At 67.6% G+C, this 16,252-nt stretch carries 13 protein-coding genes; 8 read left to right on the top strand and 5 right to left on the bottom strand.

Going from position 1 to position 16,252, the window contains the following annotated elements:
• Positions 1–18 precede the first annotated feature (18 nt).
• The 5 genes from ACWDV4_RS21785 to ACWDV4_RS21765 all read left to right on the top strand — a co-directional run bounded on the left by ACWDV4_RS21785 (position 19) and on the right by ACWDV4_RS21765 (position 5,580).
• Positions 19–1,110, top strand: a complete 1,092-nt coding sequence (locus ACWDV4_RS21785) for a glycosyltransferase family 2 protein (RefSeq protein WP_449981622.1) — start codon at positions 19–21, stop codon at positions 1,108–1,110.
• Positions 1,107–3,077 (top strand): glycosyltransferase, encoded by a 1,971-nt coding sequence (locus tag ACWDV4_RS21780; protein ID WP_449981621.1) that lies wholly within the window; start codon positions 1,107–1,109, stop codon positions 3,075–3,077. Before ACWDV4_RS21785 ends, ACWDV4_RS21780 begins: the two co-directional genes overlap by 4 nt.
• Before the next feature lie 178 nt (positions 3,078–3,255).
• Complete coding sequence (locus ACWDV4_RS21775; RefSeq protein WP_449981619.1) at positions 3,256–3,624, top strand: hypothetical protein; 369 nt, start codon at positions 3,256–3,258, stop codon at positions 3,622–3,624.
• A 115-nt stretch (positions 3,625–3,739) separates the two neighbouring features.
• Positions 3,740–4,909, top strand: a complete 1,170-nt coding sequence (locus ACWDV4_RS21770) for a low temperature requirement protein A (RefSeq protein ID WP_449981618.1) — start codon at positions 3,740–3,742, stop codon at positions 4,907–4,909.
• 74 nt (positions 4,910–4,983) lie between these two features.
• A complete protein-coding gene (locus tag ACWDV4_RS21765; RefSeq protein WP_449981616.1) occupies positions 4,984–5,580 on the top strand; it encodes a nicotinate-nucleotide adenylyltransferase in 597 nt (198 codons plus the stop codon).
• A gap of 21 nt (positions 5,581–5,601) precedes the next feature.
• On the opposite strand, the gene ACWDV4_RS21760 is transcribed toward ACWDV4_RS21765, so the two are convergent.
• From ACWDV4_RS21760 to ACWDV4_RS21750, 3 genes are all read right to left on the bottom strand, one after another.
• Entirely contained in the window at positions 5,602–6,273 is a 672-nt protein-coding gene (locus ACWDV4_RS21760) for a hypothetical protein (RefSeq protein ID WP_449981614.1), read from the bottom strand.
• Positions 6,270–6,764, bottom strand: a complete 495-nt coding sequence (locus ACWDV4_RS21755) for a hypothetical protein (protein WP_449981612.1) — start codon at positions 6,762–6,764, stop codon at positions 6,270–6,272. The genes ACWDV4_RS21760 and ACWDV4_RS21755 overlap by 4 nt, the downstream gene beginning before the upstream one ends.
• A gap of 154 nt (positions 6,765–6,918) precedes the next feature.
• Positions 6,919–8,271: a hypothetical protein gene (locus ACWDV4_RS21750; protein ID WP_449981610.1), complete on the bottom strand. Its 1,353-nt coding sequence runs from the start codon at positions 8,269–8,271 to the stop codon at positions 6,919–6,921.
• 272 nt (positions 8,272–8,543) lie between these two features.
• Between ACWDV4_RS21750 and ACWDV4_RS21745 the strand changes: the two genes are divergently transcribed.
• On the top strand, positions 8,544–8,705 hold the full coding sequence (locus ACWDV4_RS21745; RefSeq protein ID WP_449981608.1) for a hypothetical protein: 162 nt from the start codon (positions 8,544–8,546) through the stop codon (positions 8,703–8,705).
• Between the two features lie 75 nt (positions 8,706–8,780).
• Positions 8,781–9,935: a phospholipase D-like domain-containing protein gene (locus ACWDV4_RS21740; protein ID WP_449981606.1), complete on the top strand. Its 1,155-nt coding sequence runs from the start codon at positions 8,781–8,783 to the stop codon at positions 9,933–9,935.
• 146 nt (positions 9,936–10,081) lie between these two features.
• Here ACWDV4_RS21740 and ACWDV4_RS21735 read toward each other — a convergent pair whose 3' ends face one another.
• Complete coding sequence (locus ACWDV4_RS21735; RefSeq protein ID WP_449981604.1) at positions 10,082–11,467, bottom strand: hypothetical protein; 1,386 nt, start codon at positions 11,465–11,467, stop codon at positions 10,082–10,084.
• A 339-nt stretch (positions 11,468–11,806) separates the two neighbouring features.
• Between ACWDV4_RS21735 and ACWDV4_RS21730 the strand changes: the two genes are divergently transcribed.
• On the top strand, positions 11,807–12,907 hold the full coding sequence (locus ACWDV4_RS21730; RefSeq protein ID WP_449981603.1) for a ricin-type beta-trefoil lectin domain protein: 1,101 nt from the start codon (positions 11,807–11,809) through the stop codon (positions 12,905–12,907).
• On the opposite strand, the gene ACWDV4_RS21725 is transcribed toward ACWDV4_RS21730, so the two are convergent.
• Positions 12,846–16,229: a BTAD domain-containing putative transcriptional regulator gene (locus ACWDV4_RS21725; RefSeq protein WP_449981601.1), complete on the bottom strand. Its 3,384-nt coding sequence runs from the start codon at positions 16,227–16,229 to the stop codon at positions 12,846–12,848. The genes ACWDV4_RS21730 and ACWDV4_RS21725 overlap by 62 nt on opposite strands.
• Between the last annotated feature and the right edge of the window lie 23 nt (positions 16,230–16,252).

Below are 16,252 nucleotides of genomic sequence, written 5' to 3'. Positions count from 1 at the left end.
CCTGGGACCAGACACAAGATGACGAATACGGTCGCCGCAGCCTGCCCGGCAGTTCTACTCAGTTTGATCGTCCCGGTGTACCGGGTCGAGAAGTACCTCGCGGTATGCCTCGACTCGATCTTCAGTCAGTCGTTCGCAGACCTCGAAGTGATCGCTGTCGACGATGGGTCAGACGACGGCAGCGCGCAGATCCTGTCGACGTACGCCAGTCGACATAGCCGCCTGAAGGTGGTCACGCTGCCGCAGAACGGCGGTCTGAGCGCTGCCCGCAACCTCGGCCTCGCGCACGCCACCGGGCAGTATGTGTGGTTTGTGGACAGTGACGACTGGCTACCGAACGGAACCCTCACGGCAGTGGCCGAGCGGCTGGCGCAAACAAGGCCCGACCTGCTCATCGTCGGCTACGGTCGGGCCTACCCAGATGGTCGGGTCACCCATCACGGGGTGGGTGAACCCAACGACAGCAGACCGGTGGCGGAAGTCGTCACGGTCGAGGAGCAGCCGAGCCTGCTCAAGGTGCTGTGGATCGCCTGCAATCGGGTGATCCGCCGGGAGTTCCTCATCGAGTCCGGGCTCGTCTTCGCGCCCGGCTGGTACGAGGATGTCTCGTTTGCCTTTCCGCTGATGTTGGCCGCGAAGCGGATCGCTCTGCTGGACCGGTACTGCTATGCGTATCGGCAGCGGTCGGACGGGGCCATCACCCAGACGGTGAGCCGTCGACATTTCGAGATGTTCGATCAGTGGCAGCGGGTCTTCGACCGTCTCGACTCCACTCGCTCCACAGCGGTACGCCAGATGATCTTCCAGCGAATGATCTGGCACTTCCTGAAGGTGCTGGCCCACCCGCGACGGATCCCGCCAGCCCTGCGCCGAGAATACTTTGCCCAGGCTACGACGTACCACCGTCGGCACCTACCGGCCGAAGGCTGTCCACCACTGCCCGGCAACGACGGGATCAAGCAGCGGCTGCTGACAGCTGGGGCGTACCGCCTGTTCGAGATGCTCACCACGCTGTCGCGCGCCCGACGCCGGCTCAACCGGGCGCTCCATCCACCCCGGCAAGAGCCGGTCGATCTGCCCTTTCCCACGCCAAGTGGGTTGGCCCGATGATCGAGAGCAACATCGGGGTCAGCACTGATGGAACAACCGGCTCCGACCGAGCCTGGCGGCTGGTGGGCACGCCGCGACCCGAACGGGCCGAACGACTCAGTCGGACGGTGGGCATCCGGGTGCTCCGGATGCCCTTCCGGCGGACACTCGTGCTCGCCGGCTCGGTCGACCGGTTGCGGGACCTGCTGGTCGATCCGGCCGGGTTGACCCCGGCAAAGTCGGTACGGGTCCTGGTGGCCTGGTGGCGTGCACCGCGTCGGGGCTGGAACGGCGGCATTGGCAGCATCGCCCACATGACCCGGCATCGGGTGTCGCTGCCCGGCGACGGCCGGGGCACCGCACAGGTCACCGTCCGGCTCTCCCGCCCGGCTCCGCTGCGCGACATCCTCGCCGGCACGCTGAAGGCACTCGGCCCGGCCCAGCCGCTGCCTGAGCCAGCAAGCCCGGAGATCACCGCGCACGGGCTACTGCCGGCGTACCTGCCGACCGCACGGACCACGATCGTCGTCGCCGACGATCTGCCGGAGAGCGAGAACATCCGGGCACACGACATCGTGCTGCGCGGAATCGGTACGACCAGCGCCGTCACCGAGGTCCCGCAATACGCGATCGCCGGGGTCCCGCCATTCGCGGTCGCCGTCGACGCAACCGGTCAGGACCTACGGGCACCGTCCGGTCCGCTCGTACTGGTCGACGCCCAGCGAATCAACCCGCGCAACCGGCGGCCCAGCTCCTACCGACCCGATGCTCCCCAGGTCCAGTTGGTGTACGCCCCGGTCGACCGTGGACGGTTTTCCCGGCTCTCGGCTCGGCTTCGGCCAGCACAGCAAGCTCAGCTTCGGTCAGCACAGCGACATCCCGACGGGAGTCGTACGGCGGACTACGTGCTGCCCGGCAACGGCCTGGACGCGGCAGCCCTGGCGATGCTACGTCAGATCGGCGTGGTGCACTGCCCACAACTGGACGACACCGATCCGCCCGGTACGGCTTTTCTCCTGGCGCAGATCGCGATGACCGGTGCCGTGGTCCACGCGCCCACGCTACCGGCACGGGTCGCCGATCTGATCGCCCCGGAGCTGCGTACCCTGCTGAGTACGCCGGTGGACGCGGTCGACGCGCTCGCCCTCGAAGCGCGCAGCGTCCGACAGCGGCGGGCTGCCCTACGCGGACACGCCACCGCATTCGCGCTGCCCCGACTGACGACGTCGACCTTTCCCGCGTTGAGTCACCTGCCGCAGGTCAGCGTGGTTCTGGCGACCCGACGGCCGGAGATGATGACGGCCACGCTTGAGGCGATCATCGCCCAGACGTACCCCGAGTTGGAGATCATTCTCTGTCTGCACGGCGTCGAACTGCCGGCCGGGCTGCGCATCCGGCTGGCCGAATCTGGGCGGCCGTTCGAGATCGTGTCCGTGCCGGAGACGGTCAGCTTCGGCGAGGCGCTCGGGCTGGCCACCCGACGGGCGCAAGGCAGCCTGGTAACCAAGTTCGATGACGACGACACCTACTCCACTGAACACGTGTGGGATCTGGTGCTGGCTCGGCACTACTCCGGGGCAACACTCGTCGGTAAGGGCAGCGAGTTCGTCCATCTCGAAACCTTGGGCGTCACCGTTCGACGGGCCGTCGGAGTTCCCGAGACAGACTGCGAGGCCGTCGCCGGTGGCACGATGCTGATCGCAAAGGGCGATTTGGAAGCGGTGGGGGGTTGGCGGCCGGTGCCGAGATCAGTCGACTACGGACTACTCGACCGTCTCCGTCGTGCCGGCGCGACCATCTACCGCACCCACTCGCTCGGCTACATCTACCACCGTCGGGCCACTGGTCATACCTGGGATCCTGGCCAGCAGTACTTCCTCGACGCCACCTTCGAACGCTGGCCGGGCATTCCCCGCGACGTCGTACTCGACCCGGTTGACGTCGTATTCGACCCTGTTGAGCGGGATCCTGCGGCTTCGCTCTGTTAGGTCTGTCAACCGTCTGCTGGGTCGGTCATGCCGCCAATGCCCGAACGGTGGCGCACCCGTACCGCCGCTGGTTACTCCAGGGCTCGGTCGGGTAGCCAGGTGGGTGCCCTGCCGTTCACGCGTGCGCGGACGGCGAAGGGCGGAACCGGGAACACTCATCGAATTCCGAGGAGGAAAGATGAGCATCCAGACACCTGTGCGGGCACCGCAGCAGGCCACCCGGACCCAGAACCAGCCGAGGACGGACATCGGCAACCTGCCCACCCAACAAATGGACATGCGGGGCGGCGGTCACGTCCATCGGGAGATGAAACCGGGCACGGAGACGAAGCCGGCCTTGAAGAGCACTGAGCTGTACGTCTACCTGGCGGCGGTGGCCGGTGTGCTGATCGCGTCGCAGATCGTCGGACGGAACAGCACCGGGGTAGACATCTTCCGGGCCGACAACGCCTGGTTCATGATCACCCTGCTGACGATCGGTTACCTGGTCAGCCGTGGTCTGGCCAAGGCAGGTAGTGCCTGGCGGGGCGGCGAGAACAGGAAGTGACCTCCTCGACCAGGCAGGTCGAACCAACTGTGGCCCCGGCTGACGCCGGGGCCACAGCGCTATCGGGATGACGAGTATGAGGTGAATTAGTGGCATTTTAGGGGGACGATGGGGAGTGACCGAACGCTGCTCCGACGGGGTGAATCCGCGAATCAACGGAAAGGACGAGGAGAACCGGCACTCAAGCTGGCTGGAACTCTTCTTCGACCTCGCGTTCGTGTTCGCGATGACGACGGTCACCGCCCGACTCGGCAATGATCCCCGCCTCACCTGGGGAGAGGTCCTCGCCGCCCTCGGACTCTTCGCCGCTCTCTGGTGGGCCTGGGTCGGCCAAGCCTTCTTCGACACCCGGTTCGACTGCGACGACGTGACGCAACGGCTCAGCGTCCTCGCGGCGATGGTCGGGGCCGGCGCAATGGCCGTCGGGGTCGCCGACGCGCCCCGTACCCTGCTCTTTCCGATCGGCTACCTCGTCGTCCGAGGCGCGTTACTCGGTCTCTATCTACGGGTACGGGCCAGCCGAACCGAATTCCGCTGGGTCACCTTCATCTACCTACCGGGCTTCGGGCTCGGCTGGCTGATCTGGTTCGGTTCACTCTTCGCTCCGCCCAGCACCCGGCCGGCCCTCTGGGCCACCGGACTCACCATCGAGCTACTCACCCCGTGGATCGGCCGCTACCTGCTCAAACGCGCTCCGGTACACACCTCTCACCTGCCAGAGCGACTCGGTCTGTTCACGATCATCCTGCTGGGTGTCTCGCTGACGGACCTGCTCGACGCGGTCTCCGACGCACCACGTGGTCCAGTTTTCGCCAGCGCCGTCGTCGCTTTCTGCGTACCCGCCTCCATCTGGTGGGTGTACAGCATCTTCGTGTCGAAGGGCGTTAGCCGAGACCGGCTCAGGGGCGGACAGGCGTACGCCTATCTGCACGGTTGCCTCGCCACAACCGTCCTGCTGTTCGGATGGGCACTCGGGCAGATCCTGGCCCAGATCGGAGAGGGCGCAGACGACCTACCAACCGGCTTACGACTACTCCTCGCCGCAGCGATCGGCACCTGGATGATCGGCGGAGCCGGACTGCAACGGGTCACCTTCGGCCCGTTCAACGTCGCCCGACTGCTGACCACGGTCGTGGGGGTCACGCTTGCCGCCGTGGTCACCATGACGATGCCAACGCCGGTGGCGACCATCGTCGCGCTGGCCGCCGTACTCGTCGGCTACGCCTTCACGATCAGCCGACACCTGACCCGGGTCGAACGACACACCACCCCGCTGGGCTCTTGAATCGGACAGAACAAGAGCACGACTCATCTCTATACTTCGATCGACAGCTTTCCATCTGCGGTACGGAGACGTGCGTGGTCGACCACAGACAGCCGTACGCAGGTCGGCCCCGGGAGGGATTCGCGCACGGCCGATTCCAGATCCTGCACCTCGACCACCTCGCCTATTTGCTCGCCGCGGCGAACAAGTGCGACTTCCTCCGGGTCGGTGTCACCCAGCCGGACCCGCATCGGCTGCGCAGCACTCACCAGGGCGCTGCGCACCGCCACCAACCGCAGGCCAATCCGCTCACCTACCTGGAGCGGGCAACGATGATCCGGCGCACTCTGTTCGCCGCCGGGCTGGACCAGGATCGCTTCACCGTGCAGCCATTTCCGATCGAGCAGCCGGAACTGCTCACCCGGTCCATCCCTCCGACGGTGGTCGCCTACGTGACGATCTGCGACGAGTGGAACGTACGCAAGGTCGAGCTTCTCCGTAGCCTCGGCTACGACGTACGGGTCCTCTTCCATCGCACCGCCGACCGGATCACCGGCTCGGCAATCCGGGAGATGATCCGGCAGCGGCGTACCGATTGGCCCGACCTGGTCCCGCCGGCCTGCCGGGACTATCTGCTCGAACTGGACATCGAGCATCGACTACGCCACTTGGCGGACGAGGACCAGCGGTAACAGCGTGGTGGACCGACCGCGTCAGAGTGCCGGCTCCGCCACGATGCTGCGCGGTTCCAGACGGACCGTGAACCGGATCCCGCCGATCGTGGTGACATTGTCGGTTTCGGCGTTCTTCTCCGCCCACTCGTACGCCTGCTTGCGCAGCTCAGTGTTTCCGTACATCAGCGCGTCAGCAAACGTGGCGAAGAGCGAGACGCACACCTTGGAACCCGGCTTGAGCCAGCAGTCCGCCCGGACGTACCGCACCTGAGCTTCGTCACCGAACTCGATGCCGACACTCATGGCGTACTTGAGGTTGCCGGGGGGCTCACACTGCAGTTGCTTCGCCGCCTCACTGATGGTCCTGCGGCCCGAATCGGGTGGGGTGCAGGTGTAGGAGTTGGCCTTCTTCAGCCACTCCTCGGTAACGGTCGAAACCTTGACTCCCGGCAGGTAGCGACGTTCCACGGTGGGGAAGCTGGCATCGGTCGACGGTAGCGCTGACGGCCCCTCCGGGCCGGTGGTCAACGTTCCGGTGACCCCGCCGACGACTGCCCCGACGAGCCCGCTCAGAACCAGAGACACGACCACGGCCAGCACCAGCAGGACCTTGCCCGGCCCGGAGGAGCGCGCACGGCGTCCAGACGGTGGAACCGCCGGCGGCAGCCCTTGCGCACCGGTGTTCATGGGTGGCTGATGGGGCATGTTCATCCCTGCTTCACCAGGACCCGAAGCCGGAGAGCCCGCTTGTCGGTGGCAGTCAACTGGTAGCTGTAGCTACCGATGGTCGCGTTGGCGTCCGCGCCGCCCTCGAACCGCTGGTCGAGCCAACCACGGACCTCTTCGATGGAGACCGGGTCGTGGGCAACCGGCACGGATCCGAGCCAGGTAAGGAAGGACTTGGTCATCGCCGGGACCTCGTCCTCGTAAACAGAACGGACCGACCCGGAGAAATCAATGATCAACCCTTCGTGACTGCTGACGTAGGTCTCGAAGTACGCTTGACCGATCTTGAGCTGGCAAGTCCAGCTACCGCTGCGCTCCTCGCACGTAAAGCCCTTCTGCTTGAGCCCGTCGATCAGGGTGGTCGCGCTGAGGCCAGGGATACAGCGGGCATTTCCGCATCGAGCGGTCTGCTTCGCGAGCTCCGTATTGCGGGCGATGGCGTAGCCGCCGCCACCAGCACCCAGCAGCGAGACCAAGCCGACCACTGCGGCCACAAGAACCAACCGTCCCCAGCTCGTCCCGCGCCTGCCCCCGCTCGACTCGGCGACAACCGGAGGTGGGGGACCCAGCGGCGCGCCGGGCGGACCGGCTGGGCCGAACGGCGACGTCGGGGGTGTCACCTGCACCGCGTCACGCTCCATTCCGTACGAAGCTCGCCCATTGCTGGGTGAAGTCACTGCTCGTCACGCCGAGCACCCGCTTGCAGATGGCATTGAAGATCGGCGTATCGACCACCGGCTCGCCCTCGGTGTCGTTGTACTTGATCACGCTGGCGTAGAACTCGACGGCGGCGGCCCGGCCCTTCTTCTGCTCGACGAAGTAGAAGGCCGTCGAGCTCAACGCATAGTTGAACGGCGCAGTGCCACCATAGAAGTCCTTTGACGTGGGCAATCTGCCCTTGAAGGCCGCCAACTGACTGGCGATGTACGGGCGTTCGTTGATCTGCTCCGTCCAGCGGGCGTACCCCTCAACGGCCCAGGTCGGCGCACCCAGCACCCAACCACCCGGACTGAGCGTGGTCGCCCGCGAACCAACACTGTGCGCCAGCTCGTGCCGAATCACCCGGCGCGGATCGTCGTTGAAGTTGGCGATGGTCTTGAGATTGACCAGAACCCGGGAGCCGACGTACTGATCCTTGTAGACGTCACCGTTCTGGCGCACACCGTACTGCGGGATCTGGAATCCCTCGACGGTGGACTTGTAGTTACTGGCCTGACCGACGCTGAACCACTTCTTGAAGTTCTCCTCGTCCCTGGTCAGAAAGAGCACATACCCCGGGAAGCGGAGCCGGTCACCCCAGAGTGACTCGACATGGCGAACCTCGCTGCGGGCGGCATCGGCGTAGCGCTGCAGGTCGGAGACGCTGGCGTCGCCGACCAGACAGGCGTTGTCGACGTACTGGACCGTCAGCGGCGTGTGCATCCAGGGAGCATCGGCTTCCAGCGCGTTGAACGCGTTCAGCTCCTTGCTGTTCTCCCTGGTGACGGGAAGGATCTCGGTGATCACCAGCCGACCGTCACGGCGCACGACCGAGTAGCGGTAACTGCCCGCAGGCGCCACCCCACCAGGCCCGTCATCCGCGGTGAGCTGTACCACCTCGTGCACCGGCATAAACCGGTACACCTCTCCCTCCGGCATCAGGAAGGACTGGCCGATGGTGTAGCGGAAGGCGGCAAGCTTGAACTTACGTAGGTTGTCGAAGAGGAGCTTCTGCTGTTTGACCAGCTTGTCGTCGGCCTGGTTGAGGTCCGCCAGGAAAGCTGCCTCGTCACCCTTTTGCAGCGCCTCGGCCCGGCGGTTGAGCAGGGCCTGTAGCCCCTGCTTGGTGGGCTCACCCGTGGACTGGCTGCCCTCGTCCTGGAGTCTGGGTCGCTCCTGCTTTCCACAACCGGCGGCCACGAGACCGGTGGTGAGCAGCAACGACCGCCGCGACCACCCGCCACAAACTCCGCCACCAGGCTGCTGCCGCTCCCGCTGCCGCACGTACCGCCCTCTTCCGATAGTCCCGAACGAACGCCCGATAAGCCGTGAATCAGGTAGTGCCCTGCCAGGCCATAGACGTACCCAAGCTAGGCGGTTCTTCGTGGGGCCGAATCCAACAGCGGGTAGATCTTCAGTGGACAGCCACCACCGTGGATGTGCGGGTGTCTACAACCTATGCGGTAGGTCAGCGTACTGCGGCCAACCATGCAGTCATAGGCTTCAGTGACACCTCCGAAGTATTCGGCATCAAACCGGTAACAGACGGGAATCCCATGACCAGCACCAGTCGGCCGGTCGAGGTCCTCGTCGTCGACGATCAGACCCTGATCCGCGCAGGCCTGGTCGCCCTGCTCCGCGCCGCCCCGGGCATCACCGTCGTGGGCGAGGCCGCCGACGACCCGGGTGGTAGTCGACTACAACTCCGGCGGCATTGACCGGTATCGCCGGACTCTGATTACCTCCCTTACGTCGGGCGCAGCAGGCGCCCACGATCATCGAACGGGGATGCGATGAGACGTACGACGAGGCTCGGCTTGGCCGGCCTACTCTCGGCGGTGGTGGTGACCGGACTGCTCGTCGGCGCACCGGCCGCTGCCGAGGTGGCGACGCCGGTGACCGGGGCGGTGTTCAACAACCCGACGGGAACGACGGCGCAGAAGTACGCCATCGTCAACCGGATCCGCGAACTGATCCAGGGCTCGCCCAGCGGTTCGACCATCCGGGTCGCGATCTACAACACCACCGACCAGAACATCACCGCCGACCTGATCGCAGCCCGGGACCGGGGGGTCAACGTCCGGGTAGTCGTGGACTCGGACCGGGCCAGCGAGACGGCCGCTTCAACGCTGATCTCGGCATTGGGCACCAACCGGGCCAACCCGTCCTGGGGCGTTGTCTGCACCGCCGGCCGGGCGTGCATCGGCAACCTCAACACGCCGATCATGCACAACAAGTTCTTCCTCTTCTCCAGCACGCTCGGTGCCTCGAACGTGTTGGTGCAGTCGTCGGCCAACCTGAACTGGTCCAACAGCGAGCGTTACTGGAACAACGCGCTGCAGCTCGTCGGCCACAACGAGATATACAACAGCTACGTCAGCTACCACAACGACCTCGCGGCCAAGGTGAAGAACAACGACTACTACCGGTCGACCTCAGTCGGATCGGTGAAGTCGTACTTCTTCCCCCGCGCCGGATCGGGTGCCAGCAGCGACACCATCGCCAACGCGCTCAGTGAGAACGTCACCTGCACCGGCAACACCAACACCGGTACGGGCACCGGGCGGACCATGATCCGGATCGCAATGTGGTCGTTCACCCGGGTCGAGGTGGCCAACGTGCTCCGCGCCTTGGCCAACCAGAAGTGTTGGGTGGACATCGTCTACGCCGAGTCGACGCCGGAGGTGCTGGCGGCGCTGAACCATGACCGGATCATGGTCTACAAGCTCAACAACGCCGACGGTTACCTGGTGCACTCCAAGTACATGGCGATCGAGGGCACCTACGCCGGTGTCAAGGACACCAAGCTCGTCTTCACCGGTAGCCACAACTGGAGCTACTCGGCGCTGCGGGAGAACGACGAGGCACTGCTGCGGATCACCTCGAACTCGATCCACGACGCGTACCGGTCGAACTTCTGGTCGCTGCGTACCGCCGCCGGCGGCTGATCGTCGACGGTTGGCCATCTAGCAGGGCGGGTGCGCGGGCTTCGGGGGGACGCGCACCCGCCCTTTCGCTTCGTCAGCTGACGGCACCCGGTCGGCCGTGCCGGTTGTGCCCCCGCAGCAGGTTCCACTCGTTCGGCGGGAGGGGATCAGCGCCAGACGGTGTTCTCCTGCCCGGCCCAGGGCCGCGCGCCGGTCGTGGCGGCCGAGTAGACCGTGATGCCGAGCGCGCCCGTTTCCACCCGGCGCTGCTCGTCCACAGTGAACCGCCACTGATCGTGCGGGCTCTCCCCGAGGGCCACCACCGCCCAGGGGTTCTGCGGTCGCGAGACCAGGGCGGCCACCCGGGCGGCCTCCTGCTCGGTCGGGGCGGAGGCGAGAATCAGCACGCCCGGCCCGAACCAGTCGGCCAGTTGCCCCTGTCCGTCGATCTCGGCCAACGCCTCGCTCGTGCTGCCAACCGAGACGATCCGATCGTCCATGTCCGCATCCACCACCACCTCGCCAAGCCCACTGACCACCACCTGGACCTCCTCTGACCAGGGACTGACGACGAGTTGGTTCGCCCAGGCCAAAACCAGCTCCTGGGCTGCTGTCCGGTCCCCACCGACGCTGATCAGCCCGCTGGCAGCCCCAAGTTCGACCAGCTCCTCGTGGCCATCCCAGGTGCCGAGGGTGACCAGGCGTGGGCAGGGTACGTCGATGTCCCACCTGGTGGGTCGATCCCGAAGCGCCCCGAGCGGCGCGTGCCAGGTCCGGCCGGACCTGTCGGCTGTCCACGGCGCTACGGTCTGCTCATCGGCGCTGGACAGCCGAAGTGTGACCAGCTCGTCGTCGACGCTGATCCCCTGGATACGGGGAACTGCCTGACCGGTGGCCGCGCACTCGGTTCCCAACGTGCGCAGTGTCTGGTCGATCGTGGCGGCGACCGTGGTACCGAGGAGCTCGGGACCGCCTGGGGTCGCGTTCCTTCCAGGCCGTCGCGGCCGGCCCTGGCCACCGCTGCTCCCGGATCCGCGCCACCACCAGATGCCGACCGCCGCCACGAGCAACAAGGCCAACACGATGGCCAGCGCGATCCACAGGATGGGAAGCTTGCCGTCGCCCTGGGCTGCGGCTGCGGTTCGAGCTGCGGCCGGATCGACCGAGGGCAGGGGCGTGGTCGGCGGCGGAGTCCCCTTTCCGGTCGGCAACCGACCGTACTGCACGCCGTCGCCTACCGCGTCCCAGGGCAGGATCAGGTGCCAGCCGACTCGTAGCCGGGTGGGCTCGGTGAGCGTGCCGCCGTCCGGCTGCGTCCGGCCCGCATTGAGCTGGTAGAGCTCGTCAGCACGCGACTCGTCACCGAGGATCCGACCAGCGACGCTGGCCAGCGTCTCGCCGCCCGGAGAATCGGACACGGTGTAGTACTTGACCGTACGTGTGTCGGAGGGCGCCTGCCCGGCCGAGATTCCCGGTAGCGCGAGCTGGAGCCCAGAGATGGCCACCGTAAGAAGCATGGCCAGTAGGGACAGTCTCCGCCGAATCGTAGGCACGGCATCCTCCTCCGCCGAGAACCCGACGCTCGGGATGGGCCGGCCCCACCTGATGATTTGATCCCCGAACGGCTCATCACGATCGGGGTTTGTCAGGAGCCCGATTCCGGCACGCTGGGCAACTGTAGCGAAGCCACGCCCAAGGTGGAGTCGTCGGGTTTGGGGCGTGCCGGAGACGACTGGTTACAGTGGATTAGTAGCGGCGGTCCGTCGTCCCGCTATCCTTCCACTGGCCCAGTATCCGATGCGGTCGCATGTCGTGTCTGACCTGGCCACACCAAGCGCACGTGGGTCCGGGCCGCTGTGTGAACAGCAAGGACGATCGAAGGGGTGCCCCCGATGAGCCGGCCCAAGAGACCCGCGCTGCGCGCAAGCTGGCGTACGGCGTTGGCCGCCATCACTCTCGTCGTCGTGGCGAGTGCCGGGACGACGGTCGTGCTGGCCAGCCTGGGCGACGCCGAAAAGGCACCCTTACCTGGCGTGACCGTACCGGCCGAACACCTGCGACCGATCACCGAAGCCGCCACATCCTGCCCGACCCTGACTCCGGCGAGGCTGGCCGGACAGCTCATGGAGGAGTCGCGATTCGTCGCCGATGCGACCACCGCCCGGACAGGTCGTGGGCTGGCTGGATTGACCGACGACGAATGGCGTACCTGGCAGCCCTGGCCAGGCGTCGATCAGGTGGACGCGGAGGCAAGCGTCCTGGCGCTGGCGCACTACCTCTGCCACCTGATGGGACAGGTCCGCGAGGTGAAGGTCGGAGGAGAGCCGTGGCCACTGGCAGTGGCTGCCTACCACTCGGGAATGCCAGCAGTGCTCTCGGCCGGCGGCGTTCCCGACGATGCCAGCGACTACGTGAACCGGATAGAACGGTACGCGGCCTGGTACGCGCTCAACACCACCTTCAGTGACCCATCGCTGCTGGCTGCCGGTCCCCCCGGGGCCACCACGACCACCTCACCCCGGGCCGGCAGCACACCGTCACCGCAGGCATCCTCCTCGCCCAGTAACAGCAGGTCGGCCACCCCGACGCCAACGCGTTCCGCCACACCGACCACGCCGCCGGGTTTCGCACTGGTCAACGACGAGTACCACGGCTGCGTGAGCGCGGTGCGGGCGCAGGATGGCACCCACCTGCGGGTAATGAAGTGCGACGGCTCCTCGGTGCAGCGCTGGGAAACGCGATCCGACGGCACGATCCGATCGGTGGGCTTGTGCATGGACGTCGCGAACGCTTCGACGGACTCTTGGACCCCGGTCCAGGTGGCCTGGTGCAGTGGCAATCCGGCGCAGCAGTTCCGGATCAACAGCAAGAAGCAGGTCTACAGCCCGTTCGCGAACAAGTGCCTGAACGTCCATATTCTCGACAAGCAGATTACTGTTCTGATGTACGGCTGTCTGGACCAGGGCAACCAATATTTCCGTCAGCAGCGGTGACGCTCCCGGTCAGCTCCTCCGCCCGCTGCCAGTGGACATCGGCTTCATCGGATCGGCCGAGCGCGGTGGCGAGGTCGCCAAGGTAGCCGGCCACCGGACCGAGGGTGAGCACGCCGCTCCCCGCCCCGGCCAGCTCGGCGGCTGCGGGGAGGAGTTCGGCGTAGACGTACGCCATCGTGTCGTGGTCGTCGAGCGCGAGCGCGGCCCGGGCGGTGAGACAGAGGCGGGCTTCCCGGAGCAGGTCGTACGGAGATTCCGGGCAGGTACGCAGCGCGGCGAGCGCCTCGACGCGACGGTCGGCCGCCAACAACACCAGTGGACGTACCCAGGGTTCGTACGGACCCCAGTCGGTTCCCGCCCACTCGTCCGGATCCGCCGGCGCGGACCGGTCCCCGGACAGCCGCAACGACAGCAGGGCGAGGGGAAGCAGTCCCTGCTCCAGGCCGGGCATCCCGCCCTGGGGCAGGCTGGCGTTCGCCGCCCGGTATGCGGCTTCCGCCTCGCCGAGGTGCCCCGTGATGGACCGGCGCAGGGCGGCGTACCACCGGGTGAAGACGCCGACCAGTGGTAGGTCGTACTGCTCGGCGAGCCGGTCGACGGTACGGGCGTGGGTGTCGGCGGCGGCAAGGTCGGCGAACGCGCAGTGCGCCTGGAGCAGGATGAGGTGCCCGAGCACCTCGAAGGTGACCAGTTCGTGCCGGGCGGCCAGGTCCACCAGTTCGGCACCGATCCGGGCTCGGGCTTCGGCCAGCCCGGTGCGTTCGAAGGTGTGCATGAAACGGGCGTTGAGCGCGAAGGCCAGCAGGGCCGGGTGGCCGGTCTGTCGAGCCAGCGTCTCCGCCTCCTGCGCCGACCGGCGACCGTGCTCGGTCGTGGTGCCCCGCAGTTCCAGGACGAGGGTGCTCAACAGCCGGCTACGTTGTTCCGCCTCGCCCTCGGGCAGTGCAGCCAACACACGTCGGGCCGCCTGGACGATCCGTTGGGAGAGCTGTTCGTCGTCGTTGCGGGTCCAGACCGCCGGCACCTCGAAGGCGGCGAGCACGGTCGCCATCAGATCAGGATCGTCGATCCGCTCGGCTACCGTAATCGCCTCGACCCGGTGCCGACGGGCCTCCGCCAGGCGACCGGTCACGGCCAACGCCCGGCCCAGGCCCATCACCGCCGACAACCGTCCGGGTACGTCGTCGCCACCGGCCCGGTCGTACGCCTCGACCGCCTGCTGCCACCGACGGGCCGCCTCGTGCAGGTTGGACCGGCCTTCGGCCTGTTCGGCGGCGGCCCGCGCGTAGTTGGCGGCGCGGGGTGCGGTGGCCCGGCTGGCGGCCTGGGTGAAGTGGTGGGCGAGGGCGGCGACATCGTCCGGGTGTAGCCGTTCAATAGCCTCGCCGACTGCGGCGTGCCAGCGGGTCCGACGCAGTGCCGACAGGTCGCCGTACAGCGTGTCGCGCACCAGGATGTGGGTGAATCGAAGCTGGTCGGCGATGCCCTGCTCGGCCAGAAAGCCGCCGCCAGTGTCCGCTTCGATCAGGAACCCGGCCTGTACGGCGTGGTCCAGCGCGTCGAGCACCGCCGGATCGTCGCCGGCCAGGGCGGTCAGCACGTCCGGATGGATGTCCCGGCCGATCACCGCGGCCTGCCGTAACAGTGTCTGTGCCGCGTCCGGCAACTGGGCCAGTCGATGCCGGATGACGTCCCGTACCCCCGCCGGGACCCGCTCCAGCGCCGTGCCGCCCTCGGCTTCGAACAGCCGCGCCAACTCCCGTACGAAGAAGGGGTTACCGCCGCTGCGACGGTGGATCTGCCGTACCGCCGAGGGGTCCGGGTCCGGCCCGACGACAGCTCGGACGAGTTCCCCGGTCGCCGGCTCGGCGAGCCCGCCCAGATAGCTGCGGACCGGCTCGTTCCGGGCCAACCGCGCCAGGGTCGTGGTGAGCACCGGGCTGATCTCGGTGGCGCGGAACGTGCCGACGACCAGGACGGGACCGGTGACCGGTTCCGGCTCGCCGAGCAGCGCGACCAGCAGGTCGAGGGTGTCCTCGTCCGCCCGGTGCAGGTCGTCGAGGACCAGCAGCACCGGCCCTCGCTCGGCCACCGTCGTCACCAGTGACACGACGGTACGGTGCAGACGGAACCGGGCCACGGCCGGCTCCTCGGCACTGCCGATGTTCGCGCTGCCGATGTTCGCGCCGCCAGCCGGAGCCGTCCCGGCCAGGGCATTGGTGATCTGCGTCCATGGCCAGGCGACGGGCGCACCCTCGTACTCGGGGCTGCGACCCCACGCCGTCGTCCAGCCGTCGGCCGCCAGCCGCCGAGTGAGTGCCTCGGCCAGCGCGGTCTTACCCGCCCCCGCGTCCCCGGAGACCAGGACGAGGCCGGGGCGACCAGACCGGGCGACCTGCTCGGCCACCCCGAGCAGGCGGCCCAACTCCTCGTCCCGACCGACAAACGGACGTGGCTCCTCCGGCGACAGCGACAACGACGGCGGCGGGCGAGAGGCGGCGGCGGTCACCGAAGTAGCCTCGATCGGCGGTGTCGGGGTGAGGTGCGGGGCCTGGGCGAGGATGTCGCTCTCCAACTCCCGCAGCCGGGGGCCGGGGTCGATACCGAGTTCCGCCACCAGGGTCTCCCGGGCCTGGCGTAACGCGGCCAGCGCCTCCCCCTGGCGGCCCGCGCGGTATCGGGCGGTGGCCAACAGCCGCCAGGCATCCTCGCGCAGGGGATAGTCGCGCACGTGGGCCGACAGGTCGGAAGCCGCCTCGGCGGCCCGCCCCAACGCCAACAGTGCCTCGGCCCGCCGCTCGACGGCCAGTATCCGCAGCTCGTCCAGACGGTCGATCTCGGCGCGGGCCCACCCTTCGGCGGCCCACTCGCCGTATGCGGGTCCCCGCCACAGCGCCAACGCGTCGTCGAGGCAGCGCAGGGCGGGCCCGGCCTCGCCCGCTGCCAACAGTCGGGCCGACTCGGCGACCGCCGCCTCGAACCGCCACGCGTCCACGGCCGCCGGCGTCGCACGTAACGCGTACCCGGGTGGGGCGGTGACCAGCAGCCGGGCCGGCTGCCGGGATGGCCGGTCAGGCTCCAAGGCTCGCCGCAAATCGGCCACGAAGGTACGGATCGCCGCCACCGCACCCTCCGGTGGCGTCGTCCACAGGTCATCGACCAGGCGGTCGGTCGACACGACCCGGCCACGCGCGATCAGCAGGCGGGCCAGCACCGTACGGTGGCGTGGACCCTTCAGCGGGACCGGACCACGCCCGTCCACCGCCTCCAGCGGGCCGAGTACGCCGAAGGCCACCCCCGGGGTCGACGCCTGCCTGGTCATGCACCCAATCTAGGCATGCCACC

Source organism: Micromonospora sp. NPDC003197 (assembly GCF_053590565.1).
The sequence above is the reverse complement of the archived record's forward strand: the minus strand, read 5'-3'. Positions and strand labels throughout refer to the sequence as shown.